Consider the following 18,947-nt stretch of genomic DNA (forward strand, 5'->3'; position numbering starts at 1 on the left):
AGGGACTTTATTTTTATAATTTCTTTTGACAGGATTTGTAAAAAATCCTTAAAGAAACAAATTCTAAAGAGGACAAACGAGTTGTCCTTTTTATAATTTTGTTTACGCTACTTTAACTCTATATAGATTCATGTCATCTAATTTTCTACAAATTGCTTTAGTTGCATCACCATCAACAGATTTTGAGATTTCAGAAATTTGGTATTTATTAGTATAATAAACCATTTTAAAACCATCGTTTTCTTTACACTCAGTATTAGTATAATAATCAACTAAGGCAGTATGTAAAAAAGAACCTTCTGGGATAGAAATTTCTTCTAATTTTGTACCTTCTCTAGTTTCACTTGAAACAGTTACAGTTTTACCTGCTGCTTCAATACCTTCTTCAACTTTTTCTATTACTTTATCAAAACTTACATCATTACCCATATCAGCTGGGAAGTGGTATCCACATACAAACATTTTGTTCTCCTTTTAAAATGTCCCATTTTTAAAGGGACTTTGTTTTTAATGACTTCTTTTAACAGGATTTATAAAAAATCCGCAAAAGTTGCCAATTCCTAAAGGGCGAAAGAATTCGCCAACATATACTTTAATATTTACTCTTAGGTATTAAGCGTCTTCTGATTTTTTACCTAAGTTCTCTTCATCAACTTCTTCTTCTAAACCAAATTCCATTAATAGGTTTTCTAAGTCGTCCATTTCTAATGGCTCAGGAATAACTTTTAAGTCATTAGCAATAATTTTTCTTGCTAATTCTTTATATTCCATAGCTTGGTCAGATGATGGCGAGAATTCAACAACTGTCATTCTTCTTAACTCAGCTCTTTGAACGTGGTTTGATCTTGGTACGAAGTGAATCATTTGAGTACCAATTTGTTGTGCTAAGTGTTTAGATAAATCATACTCTTTATCTGTCATTCTTGCATTACAAATTAAACCAGCAAGTCTAACTCCACCAGTATTTGCATATTTTAAAATACCTTTAGAAATGTTGTTAGCTGCATACATAGCCATCATTTCACCAGACATTACAATATAAATCTCTTGTGCTTTACCTTCTCTAATTGGCATAGCAAATCCACCACAAACAACGTCTCCAAGAACGTCATATGATACGAAATCTAATTCATCATCATAAGCACCTTCTTCTTCTAGGAAGTTAATTGCTGTAATAACCCCTCTACCTGCACAACCAACACCTGGCTCAGGACCACCTGATTCAGTACAGTTAATGTAACCTTCAGTTATCTCAGTATTATCTGGGTGAAATTCATCAGCACCTGGTTTACATACATCTTCTAATTCTAAATCTTCAACAGTTCCAGCTTCAGCTGCAAGTTGCATAATTGTACATTGAGCTTTCTCATGTAATATTAATCTAGTTGAATCTGCTTTTGGATCACACCCAACGATTAAAATTTTCTTTCCATAATAATGACACATTGCTGCTAATGTATTTTGAGATGTAGTTGATTTACCAATCCCACCTTTTCCGTAAAACGCTATTTGTCTTAAATCTGACATATTGTCTCCTTTTAATATTATAATTACAAAATAGATAATTGCACATAGTGTTCCACAGAACTTTTTCTATATAAAGAAATTTTGTAATTTAGTAAAAAGACCTATAGTATGGGATTATATGAGGATGATATTTAAAAAAAAGGAAATATAGGATAAAATCTATCTTATTTACACATTTGTTTTACAATGACTTTTTTTGTAAATATCACTAAATTTACTACTAAAATAAGTAATATTTTTTGAACTTTTAGAATAAAAAATGACAAAGATAATAAAAGATTATTTGAAAACTTTAGGCTTTGAGAGCTCAATTAGTACAATTGATGAAATAAATTATGTCTAGTTTATTGGGTCATTCCACATCTTACTTTTGAAAATTGCATTTATTTTCGAATTGGCGTATGAGTTCTTTGCATAAAGAGGTAACAAGTCTTGCAAATTTTATTTTAGACACTTAGGTTCCGCAAGATAAAAACCTTGTATAAAATCAACCTTTAATTGAAGAATTATGTCATAAACCTCTTTACAATGTACATACTCTGCTACTGTTTTTGCATTTAGTTCTTTTGCCATATTGATAATATTTCTAACAATAGTTTTTGACTCTTCTGAAGTATGAATACTTTTTATTAAAGAACCATCTATTTTTATAATTTCTGGATTAAGTTTTAAGATATTTTCCATACTAGAAAATCCACTTCCAAAATCATCAATAGCAATTTGACAGCCAAATAATCTTACCTTGTTTACAAATGCTTCTACAATAGAAAAATCCTCAATAAAATCTGTCTCTAATATCTCAAAAATTATATTATGAGGATAGGGGAAAGATTTAACTTTTTTATAAATAAAATTTCTAAATGGTTTATTGGCAATGTCTTCATAAGATAAATTTAGACTAAATTCAATATTTTGTGTTGAAAAATAAGATAATGATTTTTCAACCATTATGCTCATCATCTTTTCATAAAGTTTTATCTTTTTTGAAATATCTAGGTAAGGGAATATAGATTTTACTTCTAAAGTATTTGGATTAATTATTCTCATTAGACATTCATACTTTTCTACTTCTATTGTTTTTGAGTTATAAATTGCTTGAATATAAGGTTCTATACTATTACTTTCAACAGCTAATTTTAATAAGATGATTTCATCTATAAGTTTTGTTTGTTCTTCATCTTGATAAGAGATAGTTAAAATATCCAGATTGATATCAATTATTTTATCAAAAGCACTTAACGCTTCATATTTTTTATCATAGATTAGTTTATCTTTGATAAATCTTCTTACAAAACTAAATGCTGCATTTACATAATGTGTAGGTAATCCAATTCGTACATGAACTTCACTTATAATATTTAATTTATAAAAATAGTTAGTATCATATTTCCCACAAAAAAGATTTCTATACCAAGCTCTTATTCCTTTTTCATGTCTATGTAAGATCTCTTGATTATGTAAAAATCTTTTTGCATGATTAAAAGAGAAGATAAATTTATAAAACTCTTCTAATAAGCTATCTTCATATTTATAAACCAATTCTTTTATTTTTAATAGTTGAAGGGCATCTATTTCTGTAAAATCATAGTTATTTAAGATATCTTTAGAGCTATTTTCTGCAATGTATTCAATTGTTTTATAGTTGTTATTTTTCATAATAATCTAAGCACATCTACTACAAGAGATACTTTCTTTACCTTCAAAACTCTTTTTATTTGCTTCATCAACAATTGTATTTGCAATACTGGATGTTTGAGTTGCAATGTTATTTGATTTTGATGATACTTCTGAGTTTGTAAATATTTGTTTTTCTAAAATTTTTACTGAATAATTTATTTGAGTTATACCCTCTTGTTGCTTTTTAGAAGTAATTGCTACTTCATTTATAAGTTCTATGGTTTTATCAATATCTATATTTAGATTGTTATATCCTTCTATCATCTCATTTGCGATAATTTTTCCTTCATTTGCTTTCAAGTTTGCAGATTCTACTAACTTTTTTATATCTTTTGCTGCTTCTGTACTTTTATTTGCAAGGTTTCTTACCTCTTGGGCAACTACTGCAAATCCTTTTCCAGCTTCTCCCGCTGTTGCTGCTTCAACTGCGGCATTTAGACTTAGGATATTTGTTTGGAATGCAATTTGATCTATTATACTTATTGCTTCATTTATAGAACTTACTTTTTCGTTTATTTCATCCATAGAAATATTAGTTTTACTTGCAAGGATTTGTCCTTTTTTTGTAGATGTTATAACGGCATTTGCAAACTCTGACATCTCAACTGTTTTTTCAGATGTTTTACTAACATTTTTAGTGATTTGTTCTAATACAATAGTTGTATCTTTTAAACTTTTAGATGCTTCACTTGATGAACTATTTAATTTAAAAACATTATCTAATAAAATCTCAGATGATTGTTGTAGAGTTACACCATTTTTTTTATTTTCTAATAACATATAAGTAATAGCATTTTTAAGTTGATTAATTGAAGTAGATAGGTTCATAAACTCCCCGTCACTTGAAATGTTTTTTAAAATCAAATTATTTTTATAATTATAATTAGTATATTCATTAAGAATATTATTGATAATTTCAAAATGTTTTTTTGTATCTATAATCATGTCATTAACAACTTTTTTAAACTCTTCAAGTACTTTATTTGAAGTTTTTGCTTGTATTATATTTGTATAAGAGCCATTTTTAACTTGCTCAAGAATATCTTTTGCTTCTATAATAAACTGTAGCTCTTCTTGCTCTTTAATTTTTTGTATTTTGTCTCTATTATCAATAATATCTTTTATTTCAGAATACTCACTAGCAAAACTTGTATTGATTTTAAGTTTTGCATTTTTATTATCTAGGTTTTTTAGAAAATTAATTAATGCTTTTGAAAGTTGTTTTCCATTTTTTCTCTCATCCAATTCATGAAAGATTAAAGAGATTGCTATAATAACTTGAATAGTTTGGGAAATTGTATTTGTTGTAAATACAAATGCATTAATAGGCAATAGAATCATTCCAAGGTAATGAATTATTGTCATTCTAAAATATAGTGATTTTATATTAAACATATATTGTCCTTCTTTTTTTAGGATATTATCTAAATAGGACAAAAATTGTCTTGATTAAAATCAAGGCTAAAATAGGAGTTTATTTAGGTGAAAATGAAGTTTTAAGATAGATGCAGCTGTTTTATAAATTTTCCACTTTATAAAGTTTTTTATGCTCTTTTGGAGATGGAACATTTAACATCTAACATTTTTCTGATAAAAAGTTAGTTTCTATTTTTTCTTAAGTTTTTAATTGATATTGGGTTATTAAAAAAGGAAAGCTTTTAAAAGCTTTCCCATTCATCATTTGTTGTTTGAGGTTTTATATATTCTTTTTTATGAGTTGTTGAATTTTTAGGTTGTTCAACACTCTTTTGTGAAGGAGTAGCTATTTTTTTCTCTTTTATTTGTATTGGCTTAGCTTGTTCACCCTTTAAATCCATCTCTTTAGCTTTTACTTCATTTTTACCAATAAACTCTTTTTCATTTGCACTTGAAACAATAAGTTTTGCAATTTCATCTGTTGTACTGGCTATATCTTGAGTTTGAGCTGCAACTGCTGCATTTTGTTGAGTTTGTTGATCAAGCTGAGCTACTGCTGTATTTATTTGCTCTATGCCACTTAGTTGTTCTTTACTTGACATCTCAATATCTGAAATAAGATTTGTAGTTTCTTGAATATTCTGGTTTAATTCTTTATATCCTACTATCATATTTCCAGCTATTGTTTTACCTTCATTCGCTTTTGAAGTAGCATTTTCTACTATATTTTTTATCTCTTTTGCAGCTTCTGCACTTCTTGAAGCTAGGTTTCTAACTTCTTGAGCAACCACGGCAAAGCCTTTACCAGCTTCTCCTGCTGTTGCTGCTTCAACGGCTGCATTTAGACTTAGGATATTTGTTTGAAATGATATTTGATCAATTACACTAATAGCTTCAGTTATTGATTTTACTTGTTCATTAATTTCATCCATTGCAAGAGTTGTTTGGTTTGCAAGTTCTTCTCCCTGACTTGCAGAATTTGTAACATTTGTTGAATTGTTTGACATCTTTGCAATATTTTGTGTGTTATTTCTTATATTTGAAGTTATCTGTTCTAAGGCGGCGGCTGTTTCTTCCAAAGAAGCTGCTGCCTCATTTGAACTTTGATTTAATTTATCTACATTTGATAAAAGTAAATCCGAACCCTTATCCAGAGTTAATCCATTTGCTTTATTTTCCACTAACATCTCATTTACAACATTTGCAAGGCTATTTAATCCTTCTGACACTTCTCCTAAACTATTCCCTTCTATTCTATGTGTGAAGTTTAATTTTTGATAAGATAATAAAGCTTCTGATATTTTATTTAAATCTCCATCAACTTTTGTAGATACAGTTTCAAATAACTCATTAACACCATTTTTAAGATTTTCTATGCCTTCATTTTTTGTTGTCTCTTTTATAGTTTGTTTCATAATACCTGTTTTTGCTAAGTCAACTGCTGCATTAACAGATTGGATTACTTTTTTTGCATCAGTGATATCTTGTGCAAACTTAACAACACGAGTTACTTTTCCACTCTTATTTATTACAGGAGTATATGAAGCTTGAATCCAAACAGAACTACCATCTTTTCTAAATCTTTCAAACTCATCTATTTGAGATTTTCCATTAGCTAGATTTTTCCAAAATTCGTTATATTCATTAGTAGTGATATATGTCTTATCGCAAAACATTCGGTGATGATTACCAACTGTTTCATTTAGTTTGTAGCCTAATACATTTAAGAAATTATCATTTGCATGGATTATTGTACCATCTGGCTTAAATGATATGATTGCATAGTTTTCATCCATTGCAGTTAATCGTGCTGATTCTTCTTCTGTCTTCCCAAAGTTAAACATGAAATTCTCCTGAATATTATATATATGCTTTAAATAATAACTAAAATTATCTTAGAATAAATCGAAAAAATGACTTATAGTGGGGTATTGAGTATATATTATAGATTTTGTACAATAATTTTATAACTTTTAAATAAAACAATTACTTTTATGACTTTAAATAAGTGCAGTAAATAATTTATTAAAATAAATATTTTATAAATTTTCCACTTTATAAAGCTTTTTACGCTCTTTTGAAGATGGAACATCTAACATTTTTCTATATTTTGTGATAGTTCTTCTAACCATTGATAAACTAAACTTTTCTTGAATAGCATCAAGAATATCTTGGTCTGTTAGTGGTTCTTCTTTATTTTCATACTCTACTAGACTTTTAATATAGTTTTTTATCTCTGAAGATGAAAGGTCTTTATTATTAACTGCATTTGAGAAGAAATATTTTAATGGATATGTTCCTAGCGAACACTCAATATATTTATTTGCAACAGCTCTTGATATTGTTGATTCTGCAAAACCAATCTCATTTGCTAACTCTTGCATAGAATAAGGTCTAAGTTCTCCTCCCACAAAAAATGAGATTTGTTTTTCTACTATAAGAAGAACTATCTTATATAGTGTTGATTTTCTCAAACCCAAAAGGTTTACTAAATCTCTAGCCTCTTTTAACTTTTCTTTGATACCTTCATTTTTAGTATTGAAGGCATCTTTTACTTCTATATCTGGATAATAAGCATGATTTATTTTGATATTAATATCTTCCCCAATTTCTACAAAAAAATCAGGAATAATCTGAACATTGTTATTCATATAGTTTACTGCTGGAGGATTATTGAAGTATTTTATAATATCTTTTGCTTCATCAAATCGGTGATGAGTTGCATACTTATCTAAGTGAGCAATATCTTTTATAATCTTTTTTATGAAGTTATATAGTTCATTGTCAATCTTTTTATCACAAGCATCTAATTGAAAAAGAAATGATTCTGATAAATTTATTGATCCAATTCCACTTGGTTCTAGTAGTGAAAATCTTTGTCTTATTGATTCTACATACTCTTTATATACATTACATGTTTGGGCAATCTTTTCTATATCACCTTCAAAATATCCCTCTTCATTTATGTCACAAATAATTTCCATAGCAACTTTTTGTGAGTTGGGTGTTGAAAAATTTGGTGCACATATTTGTTCACTTATTACATCATTTAAAGATTCACTATAAATTGCTAAAGATTCAATAAACTCTCCACTAGTACCTTGTGGCATAAAGTTTGAATAAAACTCTTTTGGTTTTTTAATCTCTAAAAATGGATTCTCATAAGATACATTTTTTAGATGTTTCTCTAGGTCTTGAAGTGAAGATTGTAGCATAGGAAGCCACAGTTTCAAAGATAAGTTAAGATTTTGCTTCTGAGAAGCCGAGGTTGATAGTGTTTGTGCCATATCGTATTTTGCCCAAATTCAAAAAGAATTTGGACATGAACCTGTATATTTTTTAATACTTAATTCTAACAACACCGTTAGGCTTAACTATTTTCATTTGGCAAGATAATCTTGTGTTATCAGTACAAGTACCAGCACAAGCTTCTTTGATTACTTTAACTTCTTTTTCATTGATATCAGAAATAAATTCCATACCTTGTTCTATTTCAACAACACATGTTCCACACTCTCCATCTCTACATCCAAAAGGTAAAGCTGAACCAGATGCTTCAACAACATCTTGAATTGTACTTCCTGGTTTAACATTGATTGCTAAAAAATCGTTAATAATTTCTACTCTAGTTGTCATTTCCTATCCTTCAAAAATGTCCCATTTTTTAAGGGACCTAAATCTATTAACTTCTTTTTACACAGGAAGTAAATTCCTGTTAAAGAAGCAAACCCTAAAGGGAACAACGAGTTGTTCCTTTTCAATCTTCTCTACTTTTATTAGACGAATCTGTTTCTTCTATTTTAATTTATATGGTTTAACTAAAATGTCACCTTTGATTAACATCATTGGTGCAATTCTAACCTTAGGACTTATTGTAAATTGTTGACATTGCTCAGCTTCTTCAGCAGTGATTGCCCCTAATTTTACTAATACATCTAATTCTTCATCTTCCATATAACTTGTTGGTTCTTCAGTTGCAAGATTTTCAACAGTAATTAAACTTTTTGAGTAATCTTTAGTATCTGAAGGCATAGGAACACCTTTTTCTTTAGCCAATCTTACAATTGGTTCACCAATTTTCGCATCATAAACACCGTCAGTAACAGTATCAAAATGCATAAAAATAACTTTTGCCATATTTTGTCTCCTTTTTTAGCTTGTTTCTTCATACAAACCAAGCCATATGATAAAGTTCTTAAAACTCTTTCATCTGACTTGGTCAAGAAATTTAATCTTTTGAGTAGTATTTCTCTCTATGCTTACGCATAAATTCTAACTCTTCTTCTACTTCATCTCTATAATCTTCCATTGCCTCTAGTTCATGTTCTCTACAACCAACTATTTCAACTGGAACATCTAATAAGCCCAAAAAGTGAACTTCATATACACGAATTACTTGTAAAAATTCGCCCATAGATTTGATATAACCAATAGCACCTGCAGGCATCAATTGTGTTCCAATTGGTGCATGGGGATATGTTCCATCGTTAACTATCTCTTTTAAAAGTTTAACTTTTTGACCTATTCCAAACTTTGGTTTATCTTCATCTTTTCCTGAACGACCTGCTGTTACACTATCATGTAAAGGAGTATTTGCATCTACGATATCTTTATGATTAACACCCACAACTTCCTCCTGTGCTTGTTCCTACTGGACTTGGACTACATGAAGAACAACCTTCTAGTTTTCCTGTCTCATACATATTCCAAACATCAGCAGCACTTGGAGCATGACCATTTTTATAGTCACCATATACTCTAAGTAGTGAAAACTTTAAGAACTCAAATAGTTTATCTTCATCTTTGATTTCTGAAATACCTTTTTTAATTAGTGTTCCATACTCTTTCATCATATGAAATCTTTTAACATTGATTAGTTTTTGGTCAAAATCAATATCAAAGAATTTAAAGAAATCTTCTGTATCTCTTAATTTATAAAATTCTTCTACTTTTTTCATTTTGTATCCTTTAAAATGTCCCATTTTAAAGGGACATTATTTTTTTAAGCTGGAATCTCTTCTTTTAAAGAGTCAATCCATTTTGTTACTCTATCTTCTGTTTTATCTTTTTCATTGTGTTCATCAATTGCTAAACCACAAAGTTTTCCATCCATCTCTGCTTGTGAGAATTCATATTTATAATCACTTGCATCAACAAAACCAACAACTTTTGCTCCAGCATTTGTAAATGTTTTATGTAGTTTTCCTAAAGCTGAACAAAAATGTTCACCATGTTTTACACTATCTCCTGCACCAAAAAGAGCGATAGTTTTTCCAGAGAAATCAATACCATCAGATTCGATTTCAAGTAAAGAATCAACCCATTCAAAATATACATCACCTTGTCCCCAAGTTGAGCTTCCTATAAATAAAACATCATGTTCAAGCATTTGTTCAACATCATCAAAATCTTCTTCCATATTGATTACTTCCTCAACTTCAAAAGCTTCAGCTAATGCATCAGCGACTATCATTGATGTTCCCCCTGCTGTCCCACAAAAAATCCCAATATTTGCCATACTATATTCCTTTAAAATGTCCCATTTTTAAGGGACCTATATTTTTTATGACTTCTTTTATAAAGAAGCAAACCCTAAAGAGCTTTATGAATAAAGCCTATACGTTTTTATATTTGTTATATGTCTCTTCTGCTTTTATAAGGTATTTTTCACCCTCATTTACTAAGTCATCATATGTTCTAAATGAGAATCTATGTGCATCCTTGAAGAACTTTTCAGATAAAACAATTTTCCCTGTAAATACAACAACTCTACCAAATCCTTCGTGGCTCATTTCCATTACAACTGAACACATTACTCCAGTTATTTTTTCAAAAGCTAAAGCAATTGCTTGAAATACAAGTCTTATATCTTTGATTTGCATTTCATCTATATCTGCAATAATAGGAATATTTTTTAATTCCTCTTTACTTCTTACATATTTTTCAATTAGGAGGTCTTCATCACTTTTGTTAACCCATGTACCAAACTGATCCATTGCTCTAATTTGTCCAATTAGTGTTTGTTTAAAAAGTTCTTTTTTATTCATTATGAAGCCTTCTTTTCAATGATTTTTTTGATAAATGGTGGAGGATTTGAATTTAACATATCTTTTAGTTTTTTTACTTCTTCTTCAATACTTACAATCTCTTTGTATTTGATTGTGAAAATTCCACTATTGATGAGCTTTGCAGCAGCTATTGCTCCTACATTTGTAAAATAAACAATATCAATTCCTTCTAAGAGTGCTACTGCTTTATCAGTATCTTTTTCAAGAACTTTTTTAATTTCACACATAGTAGTTGATGATTTACTTATTTCATAAACAGCAAACTGTTTTGCACTACCAAAGTGAGAATCTATGTTTTCTAAATCTGTAGTTGCAAAGGCAACTTTTAGAGAACCTACTTGAGAGTCATTTGTTGTGATTTGAATACTACTCATAATTTTGTCCTAAAATAAATTTAAATAGGTATATGCAAATAGTGTTCCATAGATTTTTTATGTAGTTTTTTTACTCTTTATTAAAGCTAGAAAGTCAATAAGGTCACTTAAAAAGAATGCCCTATTTGTAAGCTCTGCAAAGTATATATTTGTAAAAGTATTTTGTCCTGCAAAGGATTTCGCACTTTCAATAAATTCTTGAGGTAGTTGTCTATTTATAGCAACAGGTTTTATAAGTTCATCACAAACTTCTTCAAATAAAAACAAAATTTCAGCTGGTTTTTCTTCACATAAGAGATAGATATCACTTCTATAAAGGTCATATTTTTTATAAAGTTCATGGTAAGTTTCTTTACTCATTTTCCCACCGCCATTAAGTATAAGATGTTGTTTTGTGTCTCTAAAACCTTTTTTGTTTCATCATCAAAATAGGCACCAATTCCAGTAGAATTGATATTTGAGTTTGTGGCTCTTAGGCTTATAATATGTGCTAAAAAACCTGATAAAATTGTATTAAAAGAGTAGTTTGATTTTATTTTTGAGGTGAAAAACAAAGTTGCAGCTGACGTGCCTCCAATTTTTTGATTAAAGGCTAAGATCTCTGATATTTCACTAAAATCGCCACTTTTAAGTAAATTATACTCTTTATAAATACCTTTTTCAAGATTTGTTATTAGATGATTTGTAAAATAAATCTCAAGACTAAACTCTTTTGCATAAGTAAAAACATCTTCTAAAATAGTTTCAAACTCTATTTTTGAAATGCTTTCTTTTTTAAAGGCTCTAGCTGATCTTCTGTTATCTATACTTTTTTGAAGCTTATCTTTTTGAAGCTCTTTTAAAAAACTACAACTAAAATCTTTAAAGTTATCTTTATAAAGTTTTGAATAAAAATCTTCAATAAAAGGCTCTTTTATATAATAGTCACAAGGATTTACAAAAGGAATCTTATCTCTTAGCTTTTTTGTATCTTTTTCTTTATAATCACTTGAATAAATAGCACAAACAAAATGTTCATAGTTATCAAAAGAAAAAACCTCATTTAATTCTTCTTTATCAAAGTTAAACTCAAAAGTATAATCAAGTCCTTCTAAAATCAAAGAGGCATATATGGATCCTAGTTGATGACCAGTATCGAGCAGAAGGTACCTTATAGCTCTTTTTTCATATTTCCATGAAGTTCTAAAATAGGCATTACTAAGTAAAAAGATAAATTTCTTTTGTTTTATTTTTAGGTAGTTTTCCAATCCATCACTGCTTAATTCATGGATTAAAACAAGCAAATTATTTATTGGCTCATAATGATAAATTCCATTTAAGAGTGATTTTATACCTCTTATTTGTATATAAATCTCACAAGGATAAAGTCCTCCTGCACTTGGATTTACTCTTAAATTTACCTCATCATTTCCATATTTTTTGGTGTAAGTGATTTTTCCAAAGTTTTTTATAAATCCTAACTCTTCATAATCATCAAGATTAAATCGTCTAAAAAACTTTGGATATATTTTGTAAGATTTTGCTTGGGTTTGCCAATTTATAAATTGGGTTTGAGTAAAGGAATTCTTTTTTGTAATATCAGTTTGATTATGAAACTCTTGCATTTCTCAACATTTTTACAATTTTGGGAGTTACTGCTAAATCAATTGCTTTAAATCCATCAAGGTTTTCATATGAGCTATTGGCACCTTTTTGCAAAAGTAGTTGCACAAAATCCTCTTTTCCTGCACTAGCACAATACATTAGGGCTGTTACATCATTGACATTTTTTGAATCTATTTCTATTCCTGCATTTACAAGAAGTTCAAAGCACTCATATGATGAAGCAAAACAAGCATTCCAAAGTGCAGAGTTTCCATCTACATTTTTTATATTTAAATCAACGTTTAACTCTAATAATTCACTTACAAGTTCAGCTTTGCCCTCCCTTGATGCTTTCATAATTGCAGAGTTTCCATACCTCCCTGCTTTATTTAATTCATTTTCATTATATTCATTTTCATCTAGCCACTTTTTTAACTCTTCTGATAGGGCTATCATGCTCCCATCCAGTTTTCGTGAGTATGACCTTTTACTTTGAAGTCAATAACCTCTTGTAATGAAGACTCAAACTCATCCAAATCAAATGAGTGTTCGCAATTATTTGGGATATTTTTGTATTTTATTACACCCTCTTTGTCAATAATATATATTGATTTTGCCACAATTGTTTCATTTAAATTTACTCCAAATTTTAAAGAAAATTTATTAAAATCATTTGAGATAAAACCACTATCTAGTCCAAATGCTTTTTGAACTTTTGCAATAGTATCTTGCGAACTACTTGTAATAATATAAGGCAAGACTTTAGAAGAAGATTTTTCTAAAATATCATGTAGACCATTGTTATAATCTTTTATATTAGGTAAAGTGATCATAACTTGAATTTTAGGTGCCATCATACCTATAACTTTTGACTCTCCATTTAACATGGTAACTCTAACAGCAGGTGCTTCTGATTCTATCTTTCTGTTTTTTGCTTTTAAAATATAAAACTCTTTTTTATACTTAACTTCCATTTATAAGATCTCCTTGTGTGTAATTTGACAATTTGTATCAATTATCATTAAAGATTTTTTTAATTGATTTTTTTCATCTTTTATTCCAAAGGTATTTGAGAACTCTTTATATTCCCTTGATATTAGGCTGTTCTTTAGTTCAAATTTGTTTTGTATTTTTTCACATTCATCAATACCACTTGTTGTGATAATAAATGTTTCTGCTCTATTTTTAAAGTATGTTATTGCATCATGCAGTTGAGTATTAAAAGCAGTAATATCAGGCAAAGAGATTATAACCTGAACTCTTTGTTTTGGAATACCTAAAAGTCTTGTGCTTCCATTTATCATCTCTAGTCCAAGAGCTTTTACAATTGGTCTTTGTAGATTAATGCTCATTTGTCCCTCCATGCTGTTGATAATGATTTATTAGGTTTGCTAACTCAAAAAGTAAGTAAGTACTTCCTTCATATAAAACATCATTTTTAAGTTGATTACCAACTCCTTCATAATCAGGAAATCCTCTTAACATTAAGGCTTTTTTGTGTTTTATTGTATATCTTTCCCCATGAAAACTAGAGATTAAAACATCACTCTCTTTTAGATACTTTTCAACATCTTCAAAATCACCAATTAATAAGTTTTCACACTCTATTTCCTCTAGTAAGTCATTTTTGTGAGTAGTTACTATGGTTTTTATAGTTGCTCCTGCTTCAATAATCGTATTTGCAATTGAGATACATTGGTCTGGTTCAAGGGCTAAAACAACTGATGCACTTCCTATTGCAAAGTGGCTATCTAACATAGAATCTTGTAGTCTTTTTCTCCATCGTACAATACTTGGATGTGGGGTTGATATATTTTTGATTTGGCAAAGGGCTTTAAAGAATTTATCACTTTGTTCTAAACCCCCTAGTGAATCAAAGTGTAAAAGCTGCATATTTTCATTTTTTGCTTTTAGCTTATCTCCTGCTTTTTTTACACTGCTTCCTATACTAATAGCAAGTGAACAAGTTCCAAGCTTCTCTATATCTTCTACTGTGATTCCTCCGCTACTAAGGGCTCCTTGTTTTAATCCAAGGTGGCCATCTAAAGAGTCACTTAAATCTGGCAAGGCTAAAACTTCATAACCAAAAAGTGCTACGGTATCTTTGATTTTTTCTATTTCTATTGGTTTTAAATTTACATTAGGAATAATCACTGCTTTATTTTTATCTACTTCACTAGAACTTGCTACAAGTTGGTCTACAACTGCTTCAACAGATTTTGCAAAACCACTCTCTATTGAACCCTCAAAATCAGGAGTATTTACATAAACCATTTTTTGCTGATCTTTCACAAGTAAACATGCACCTTTTATATCATCACCTTTAGTTTCTGTTAGTCCTGTTGTAAAAAGACCTACAAGGTCGGGTTGTACTTTTTTTGTGATATTTTTTATTGACTCAGAGATTGCATAATCTCCTCCATCAATTACAGCTGTTATATCATTTACTGCTGTTGTTTGTACTGCAATTGGGTCATTGAAATGTCTAGTGAAAAATACTTTTGTAAATGAAGCACATCCTTGCGCTCCATGCATAAGTGGCATACAGTTTTTTATTCCTAAAAAACAAAGCATTGCTCCCATTGGTTGAGATAGCTTAATAGGGTTTAATTGTAGAGGTTTTGCACTTATACTTTCCATGATATTTCCTATGATATTTTCAGTATACATGCAAGTAGCGTTCCTAAAGAAAATTTAAGAAATTCACTTTTAATATAAGTAATTAATTGTAAACAAATAAATAAAATAAAACTCTAATTAGAATATTAGATTTTAAAAAATAATGTTACAATAGACGGTTTTGAGGAGTTATTTGTATGAAAGAGTTTAATATTGTATTAAAAGTGATTTTGCCATTAGTATTTGGATTACTTTTAATAGCTATTATCTCAATATTCTCAAATTATGTTTTGCTAAAAGACAATATCTCAAAAAGTGCAGAAAATTCTTTTATTGATGTTTCAAAAACTTTGGATTATATAGTAAAAAAAGAGACAACTCTTATGCAAGGCTTGATAGAGCAATTAGAAAAAGATCAAAAAACTATAAGTCTGTATAAAAATAATCAAAAAGATTGGCTTTTTGTGTATCTTCACCAAACTTATTTGAAGTTCTATCATAATTATAATATCACCCACTTTTATATACATCGTTTAGATAAACAAAATTATTTGAGAATACATAATAAAGATGTGAATGGGGATTTAATTGATAGAATAACCTTAAATACGGCATATAATAGTCTATCAACAAGTAGTGGTGTCGAATTTGGAATTTCTCATAATCTGACTTTACGTGTTGTATCTCCCTGGATTGTAGATGGTGAAATAATTGGGTTTATTGAGTTAGGTAAAGAGATGGATTTAATCACACGAGAGTACACTAATCTTGTAAATGCTGATGTTATATTTACAATAAAAAAGGAACTTATAACAAAAAAAGATTTTAAGAAATGGAAAAATAAGAGTCATAGAAATAGATATTATTATGCTATGGATAATTTTTATATAATTGATTCTTCTTTAAATACAATTGAAAAAGAATTACAGGAAGTATTAAATACAAAAATAGATTCTAAAAATAAATATGTAGAAAACAATGGAAGAGAGTACTATGTTAATAGTAAGGATTATAGGGATGTAAATAATCATAAAATTGGGAAAATATTTGTACTGAATGATGTGACAGATGAATATTTATCTCTTTTTAGAACGATAATAAAAGTTATAATTATTGTCTTAGTTCTTTTAATAATTATGGGATGGTATTATTTTAGACATATAAAAAATACAGAAAATGTACTAAAAAAAGTATACAAAGAAATAGAAGAGATATCTATTCATGACGGACTTACAAAACTATATAATAAACAGCATTATTTAGAAACTATTTCTAAGTTAGTTAACAAATGTGCAAGATTTAACATCTTTATTTCTTTTATATTAATAGACGTAGATAATTTTAAAAAATATAATGATAACTATGGGCATTTAAAAGGTGATGATGTTTTAAAATTAATTGCAAAAACTATATTAAATACATTTAAAAGGGAAAATGATTATTGTTTTAGAGTTGGAGGTGAAGAATTATTAGTTGTAACTGCAAGTAATGATTCTAGTTCTTCAATTTCCATGGCACACTTATTAAGAAAGAAGGTTCAGAATTTAAATATTGAGCATAAATATAGTGATGAGTTTGGTGTAGTAACAATATCTATAGGTGTAGTAACACAAAAGATTTCATATAATATTGATATAGATAAGTTTTTTGATGCAGCAGATAAAGCTTTATACTTATCAAAAGAAAATGGTAGAAATAAAGTTACTATATATGATGGTAAGGAAATATAAATGAGAGCTTGTAAAGTACTTATATGTGTTATTGTATTATTAAGCAATTTAAATGCTTCATTTTTATTAAGTGGTGGTGCAACTCTTAGTGAACCAGCATACTTTACATGGTCATATTATTTTTATAAAAAGAAAGGTACTACTGTATATTATGATTCTATTGGTTCTTTTCCTGGAATAAAAAAACTTAAATTAAACTCAATAGACTTTACCTCTTCTGATAATAAATTAAGTGATGATACTTTAAAAAAGAATGAGTTAGTTCAATTTCCAACATTAATTACTACAATAGATATTGTACATAATATACCAGAGATAAAAGATGATTTTTTAAAGTTAACTAATGAAACAATTGCTAAGATTTATAATGCAGAGATTAAATATTGGGATAATCCTAGTATTATATCTTTGAATAAAGATATAAAATTACCACATAAAAGAATAGTAGTAGTTGTTAGAAAAGGTGATAGTGGTACAACATATTATTTTACAAAACATTTAAAAAAGACAACAAAAAATTGGAATAAAATAGGAACTACAAAGAGTTTAGAGTTATCTCATGCTGTTTATGGAATAAAAAATGAAGGAGTATCTGCAAAAGTCAAAGAGATACCTTATAGTATTGGTTATATACCTGCTCCTTACAGAATCTTAAATAAACACTCTTCTATAAGCATACAAGATTTACAAGGTAAATGGAAGAAATCTTTAGAAATAGATTATCCAATAAAAGTAATAAACTATACAATTACCTCAAAAAAATCTATTAAAAATAATAAAATATTTGTAGAGTTTTTTAATTGGGTATTTACAAGTGGAGATAGATATATAAAAGAGTTAGGATATATTCCATTAAATAGTAATATAAAAAAAGGGTATTATAATTTGTTTCTTAAGTAGTTTTTTGATTGTTCCCAATATTTGACATAAGAAGTGATATCCATTTTGTAGTATCATTTGAATCAAAAGCAATTTTTAGGGTCATTGTAATTGGTACTGCTAAAAACATCCCTACTATTCCTAAAACCCAACCCCATAAAATCAATGAGAAAAATATCACTAATGGTGAAAGACCTAGCTCTTTACCCATAAATTTAGGCTCAATAATATTACTAATAGAAATATTTATAGCAAGATATAAAACTATTAATATTAAAGTTGTATTTAAATCTGTTGTTACAAAAGATAGAAGTACAGCAGGAATTGCAGCAATAATAGAACCAACTACTGGGATAAAGTTAAATAGCATAGCTACTACTCCCCAAAGAATAGGATAGTCAATATTAAAAAAGATTAAAGTAATTGCTACTAAAAAACCTGTCAAAAAACTTGTTGCTGTTTTTACTAAAAAATATTTTTGAATATTGCTTGAAAAAAGGTTAAAGTGTTCAATCTTATCTCCCTCTTTTCTAAATATAAGTATAAGTTTTTTTTCAAAAGATTTTGACTCGGCAAGTATAAATCCAATACCTATTATAATTAGTAAGAATTTTGATAAAAAAGTACCAATGCTTCCAATTAAATTTGTAGTAATACCAAAAAATGAGTTAAGATTTAAAGCATCTAAAATTGTCTTTTTATCAATCTCATAACCATATGAATCTGTAAAAGCAATAGTATCTACAATAGCTTGTTGCAGTTTGGATTCGTATATAGGAAGATTTGTTATAAAATCTTTTAAAGAGATATTTACTATATATGCAAGTAGTAGTGAAATTAGTGTAAAAATCCCAAGTACAAGGAGATAAGAGATAAGTCTGGGGATATGCTTTTTTTCTAATATATTTAAAATAGATGAAATTATAGATGAGGTAAAGATTGATAAAAATAGCACTATTACTATCTCATTTGCTGCTTTAAACCCTGCTATGATAATTACAAAGCTTGCAAAATAAAAAAAATAATTCCTTACTTTTTCCTCTTCCATTTTGTCCCTTTTTGATGTGTGCTTT

Annotated in this window: 22 protein-coding genes; 2 read left to right on the forward strand and 20 right to left on the reverse strand. The window is 28.4% G+C overall.

From position 1 onward, the window contains the following. Positions 1-102: 102 nt before the first annotated feature. The 19 genes from ACNI28_RS06570 to nifN all read right to left on the reverse strand — a co-directional run bounded on the left by ACNI28_RS06570 (position 103) and on the right by nifN (position 15,286). A complete protein-coding gene (locus ACNI28_RS06570) occupies positions 103-462 on the reverse strand; it encodes a hypothetical protein (protein ID WP_419766419.1) in 360 nt (119 codons plus the stop codon). Positions 463-612: 150 nt separating this feature from the next. After that, positions 613-1,527 (reverse strand): nitrogenase iron protein, encoded by a 915-nt coding sequence (gene nifH, locus ACNI28_RS06575; RefSeq protein ID WP_419766420.1) that lies wholly within the window; start codon positions 1,525-1,527, stop codon positions 613-615. Positions 1,528-1,968: 441 nt separating this feature from the next. After that, positions 1,969-3,183, reverse strand: coding sequence for an EAL domain-containing protein (locus ACNI28_RS06580; protein WP_419766421.1), 1,215 nt, complete (start codon positions 3,181-3,183; stop codon positions 1,969-1,971). Between the two features lie 6 nt (positions 3,184-3,189). After that, a complete protein-coding gene (locus ACNI28_RS06585) occupies positions 3,190-4,599 on the reverse strand; it encodes a methyl-accepting chemotaxis protein (RefSeq protein ID WP_419766422.1) in 1,410 nt (469 codons plus the stop codon). A 263-nt stretch (positions 4,600-4,862) separates the two neighbouring features. After that, positions 4,863-6,464, reverse strand: a complete 1,602-nt coding sequence (locus ACNI28_RS06590) for a methyl-accepting chemotaxis protein (RefSeq protein ID WP_419766423.1) — start codon at positions 6,462-6,464, stop codon at positions 4,863-4,865. A gap of 195 nt (positions 6,465-6,659) precedes the next feature. Beyond that, positions 6,660-7,907, reverse strand: coding sequence for an RNA polymerase factor sigma-54 (locus ACNI28_RS06595; protein WP_419766424.1), 1,248 nt, complete (start codon positions 7,905-7,907; stop codon positions 6,660-6,662). 52 nt (positions 7,908-7,959) lie between these two features. Beyond that, the gene (locus tag ACNI28_RS06600; protein WP_419766425.1) at positions 7,960-8,256 is read right to left on the reverse strand and encodes a 2Fe-2S iron-sulfur cluster-binding protein; all 297 of its coding nucleotides are present in this window, start codon (positions 8,254-8,256) and stop codon (positions 7,960-7,962) included. Between the two features lie 159 nt (positions 8,257-8,415). Next, complete coding sequence (locus tag ACNI28_RS06605) at positions 8,416-8,757, reverse strand: hypothetical protein (RefSeq protein ID WP_419766426.1); 342 nt, start codon at positions 8,755-8,757, stop codon at positions 8,416-8,418. Positions 8,758-8,848: 91 nt separating this feature from the next. After that, on the reverse strand, positions 8,849-9,247 hold the full coding sequence (locus tag ACNI28_RS06610) for a nitrogen fixation protein NifZ (protein WP_419766427.1): 399 nt from the start codon (positions 9,245-9,247) through the stop codon (positions 8,849-8,851). Next, positions 9,237-9,578 carry a nitrogenase-stabilizing/protective protein NifW gene (locus ACNI28_RS06615; RefSeq protein WP_419766428.1) on the reverse strand — a complete coding sequence of 114 codons (342 nt, stop codon included), beginning with the start codon at positions 9,576-9,578 and terminating at the stop codon, positions 9,237-9,239. The genes ACNI28_RS06610 and ACNI28_RS06615 overlap by 11 nt, the downstream gene beginning before the upstream one ends. A 44-nt stretch (positions 9,579-9,622) precedes the next feature. Continuing rightward, positions 9,623-10,138, reverse strand: a complete 516-nt coding sequence (locus tag ACNI28_RS06620; RefSeq protein ID WP_419766429.1) for a flavodoxin domain-containing protein — start codon at positions 10,136-10,138, stop codon at positions 9,623-9,625. A gap of 97 nt (positions 10,139-10,235) precedes the next feature. Then, positions 10,236-10,667: a NifX-associated nitrogen fixation protein gene (locus tag ACNI28_RS06625; protein ID WP_419766430.1), complete on the reverse strand. Its 432-nt coding sequence runs from the start codon at positions 10,665-10,667 to the stop codon at positions 10,236-10,238. Continuing rightward, entirely contained in the window at positions 10,667-11,062 is a 396-nt protein-coding gene (locus ACNI28_RS06630) for a NifB/NifX family molybdenum-iron cluster-binding protein (protein WP_419766431.1), read from the reverse strand. The genes ACNI28_RS06625 and ACNI28_RS06630 overlap by 1 nt, the downstream gene beginning before the upstream one ends. Positions 11,063-11,119: 57 nt before the next feature. Beyond that, on the reverse strand, positions 11,120-11,422 hold the full coding sequence (locus tag ACNI28_RS06635; protein ID WP_419766432.1) for a hypothetical protein: 303 nt from the start codon (positions 11,420-11,422) through the stop codon (positions 11,120-11,122). Beyond that, positions 11,419-12,666 carry a SagB family peptide dehydrogenase gene (locus tag ACNI28_RS06640; RefSeq protein ID WP_419766433.1) on the reverse strand — a complete coding sequence of 416 codons (1,248 nt, stop codon included), beginning with the start codon at positions 12,664-12,666 and terminating at the stop codon, positions 11,419-11,421. Before ACNI28_RS06640 ends, ACNI28_RS06635 begins: the two co-directional genes overlap by 4 nt. Then, positions 12,650-13,102 carry an ankyrin repeat domain-containing protein gene (locus ACNI28_RS06645; RefSeq protein ID WP_419763485.1) on the reverse strand — a complete coding sequence of 151 codons (453 nt, stop codon included), beginning with the start codon at positions 13,100-13,102 and terminating at the stop codon, positions 12,650-12,652. The genes ACNI28_RS06640 and ACNI28_RS06645 overlap by 17 nt, the downstream gene beginning before the upstream one ends. After that, positions 13,099-13,620, reverse strand: coding sequence for a thioredoxin domain-containing protein (locus ACNI28_RS06650; RefSeq protein WP_419763486.1), 522 nt, complete (start codon positions 13,618-13,620; stop codon positions 13,099-13,101). The genes ACNI28_RS06645 and ACNI28_RS06650 overlap by 4 nt, the downstream gene beginning before the upstream one ends. Further along, a complete protein-coding gene (locus ACNI28_RS06655; protein ID WP_419763487.1) occupies positions 13,621-13,998 on the reverse strand; it encodes a hypothetical protein in 378 nt (125 codons plus the stop codon). Then, complete coding sequence (nifN, locus tag ACNI28_RS06660; protein ID WP_419763488.1) at positions 13,988-15,286, reverse strand: nitrogenase iron-molybdenum cofactor biosynthesis protein NifN; 1,299 nt, start codon at positions 15,284-15,286, stop codon at positions 13,988-13,990. The genes ACNI28_RS06655 and nifN overlap by 11 nt, the downstream gene beginning before the upstream one ends. A gap of 176 nt (positions 15,287-15,462) precedes the next feature. Here nifN and ACNI28_RS06665 point away from each other — a divergent pair, with 176 nt between their 5' ends. Together ACNI28_RS06665 and ACNI28_RS06670 are read left to right on the forward strand one after the other, a co-directional pair. Continuing rightward, positions 15,463-16,995 (forward strand): sensor domain-containing diguanylate cyclase, encoded by a 1,533-nt coding sequence (locus ACNI28_RS06665; protein WP_419763489.1) that lies wholly within the window; start codon positions 15,463-15,465, stop codon positions 16,993-16,995. After that, positions 16,996-17,895 carry a phosphate ABC transporter substrate-binding protein PstS gene (locus tag ACNI28_RS06670; RefSeq protein ID WP_419763490.1) on the forward strand — a complete coding sequence of 300 codons (900 nt, stop codon included), beginning with the start codon at positions 16,996-16,998 and terminating at the stop codon, positions 17,893-17,895. It begins immediately after the preceding gene. On the opposite strand, the gene ACNI28_RS06675 is transcribed toward ACNI28_RS06670, so the two are convergent. After that, positions 17,888-18,922 carry an AI-2E family transporter gene (locus ACNI28_RS06675; RefSeq protein WP_419763491.1) on the reverse strand — a complete coding sequence of 345 codons (1,035 nt, stop codon included), beginning with the start codon at positions 18,920-18,922 and terminating at the stop codon, positions 17,888-17,890. The genes ACNI28_RS06670 and ACNI28_RS06675 overlap by 8 nt on opposite strands. Between the last annotated feature and the right edge of the window lie 25 nt (positions 18,923-18,947).

The sequence above is a fragment of the Arcobacter denitrificans (SeqCode) genome (assembly GCF_048571185.1).
GTDB lineage: Bacteria > Campylobacterota > Campylobacteria > Campylobacterales > Arcobacteraceae > Arcobacter > Arcobacter denitrificans.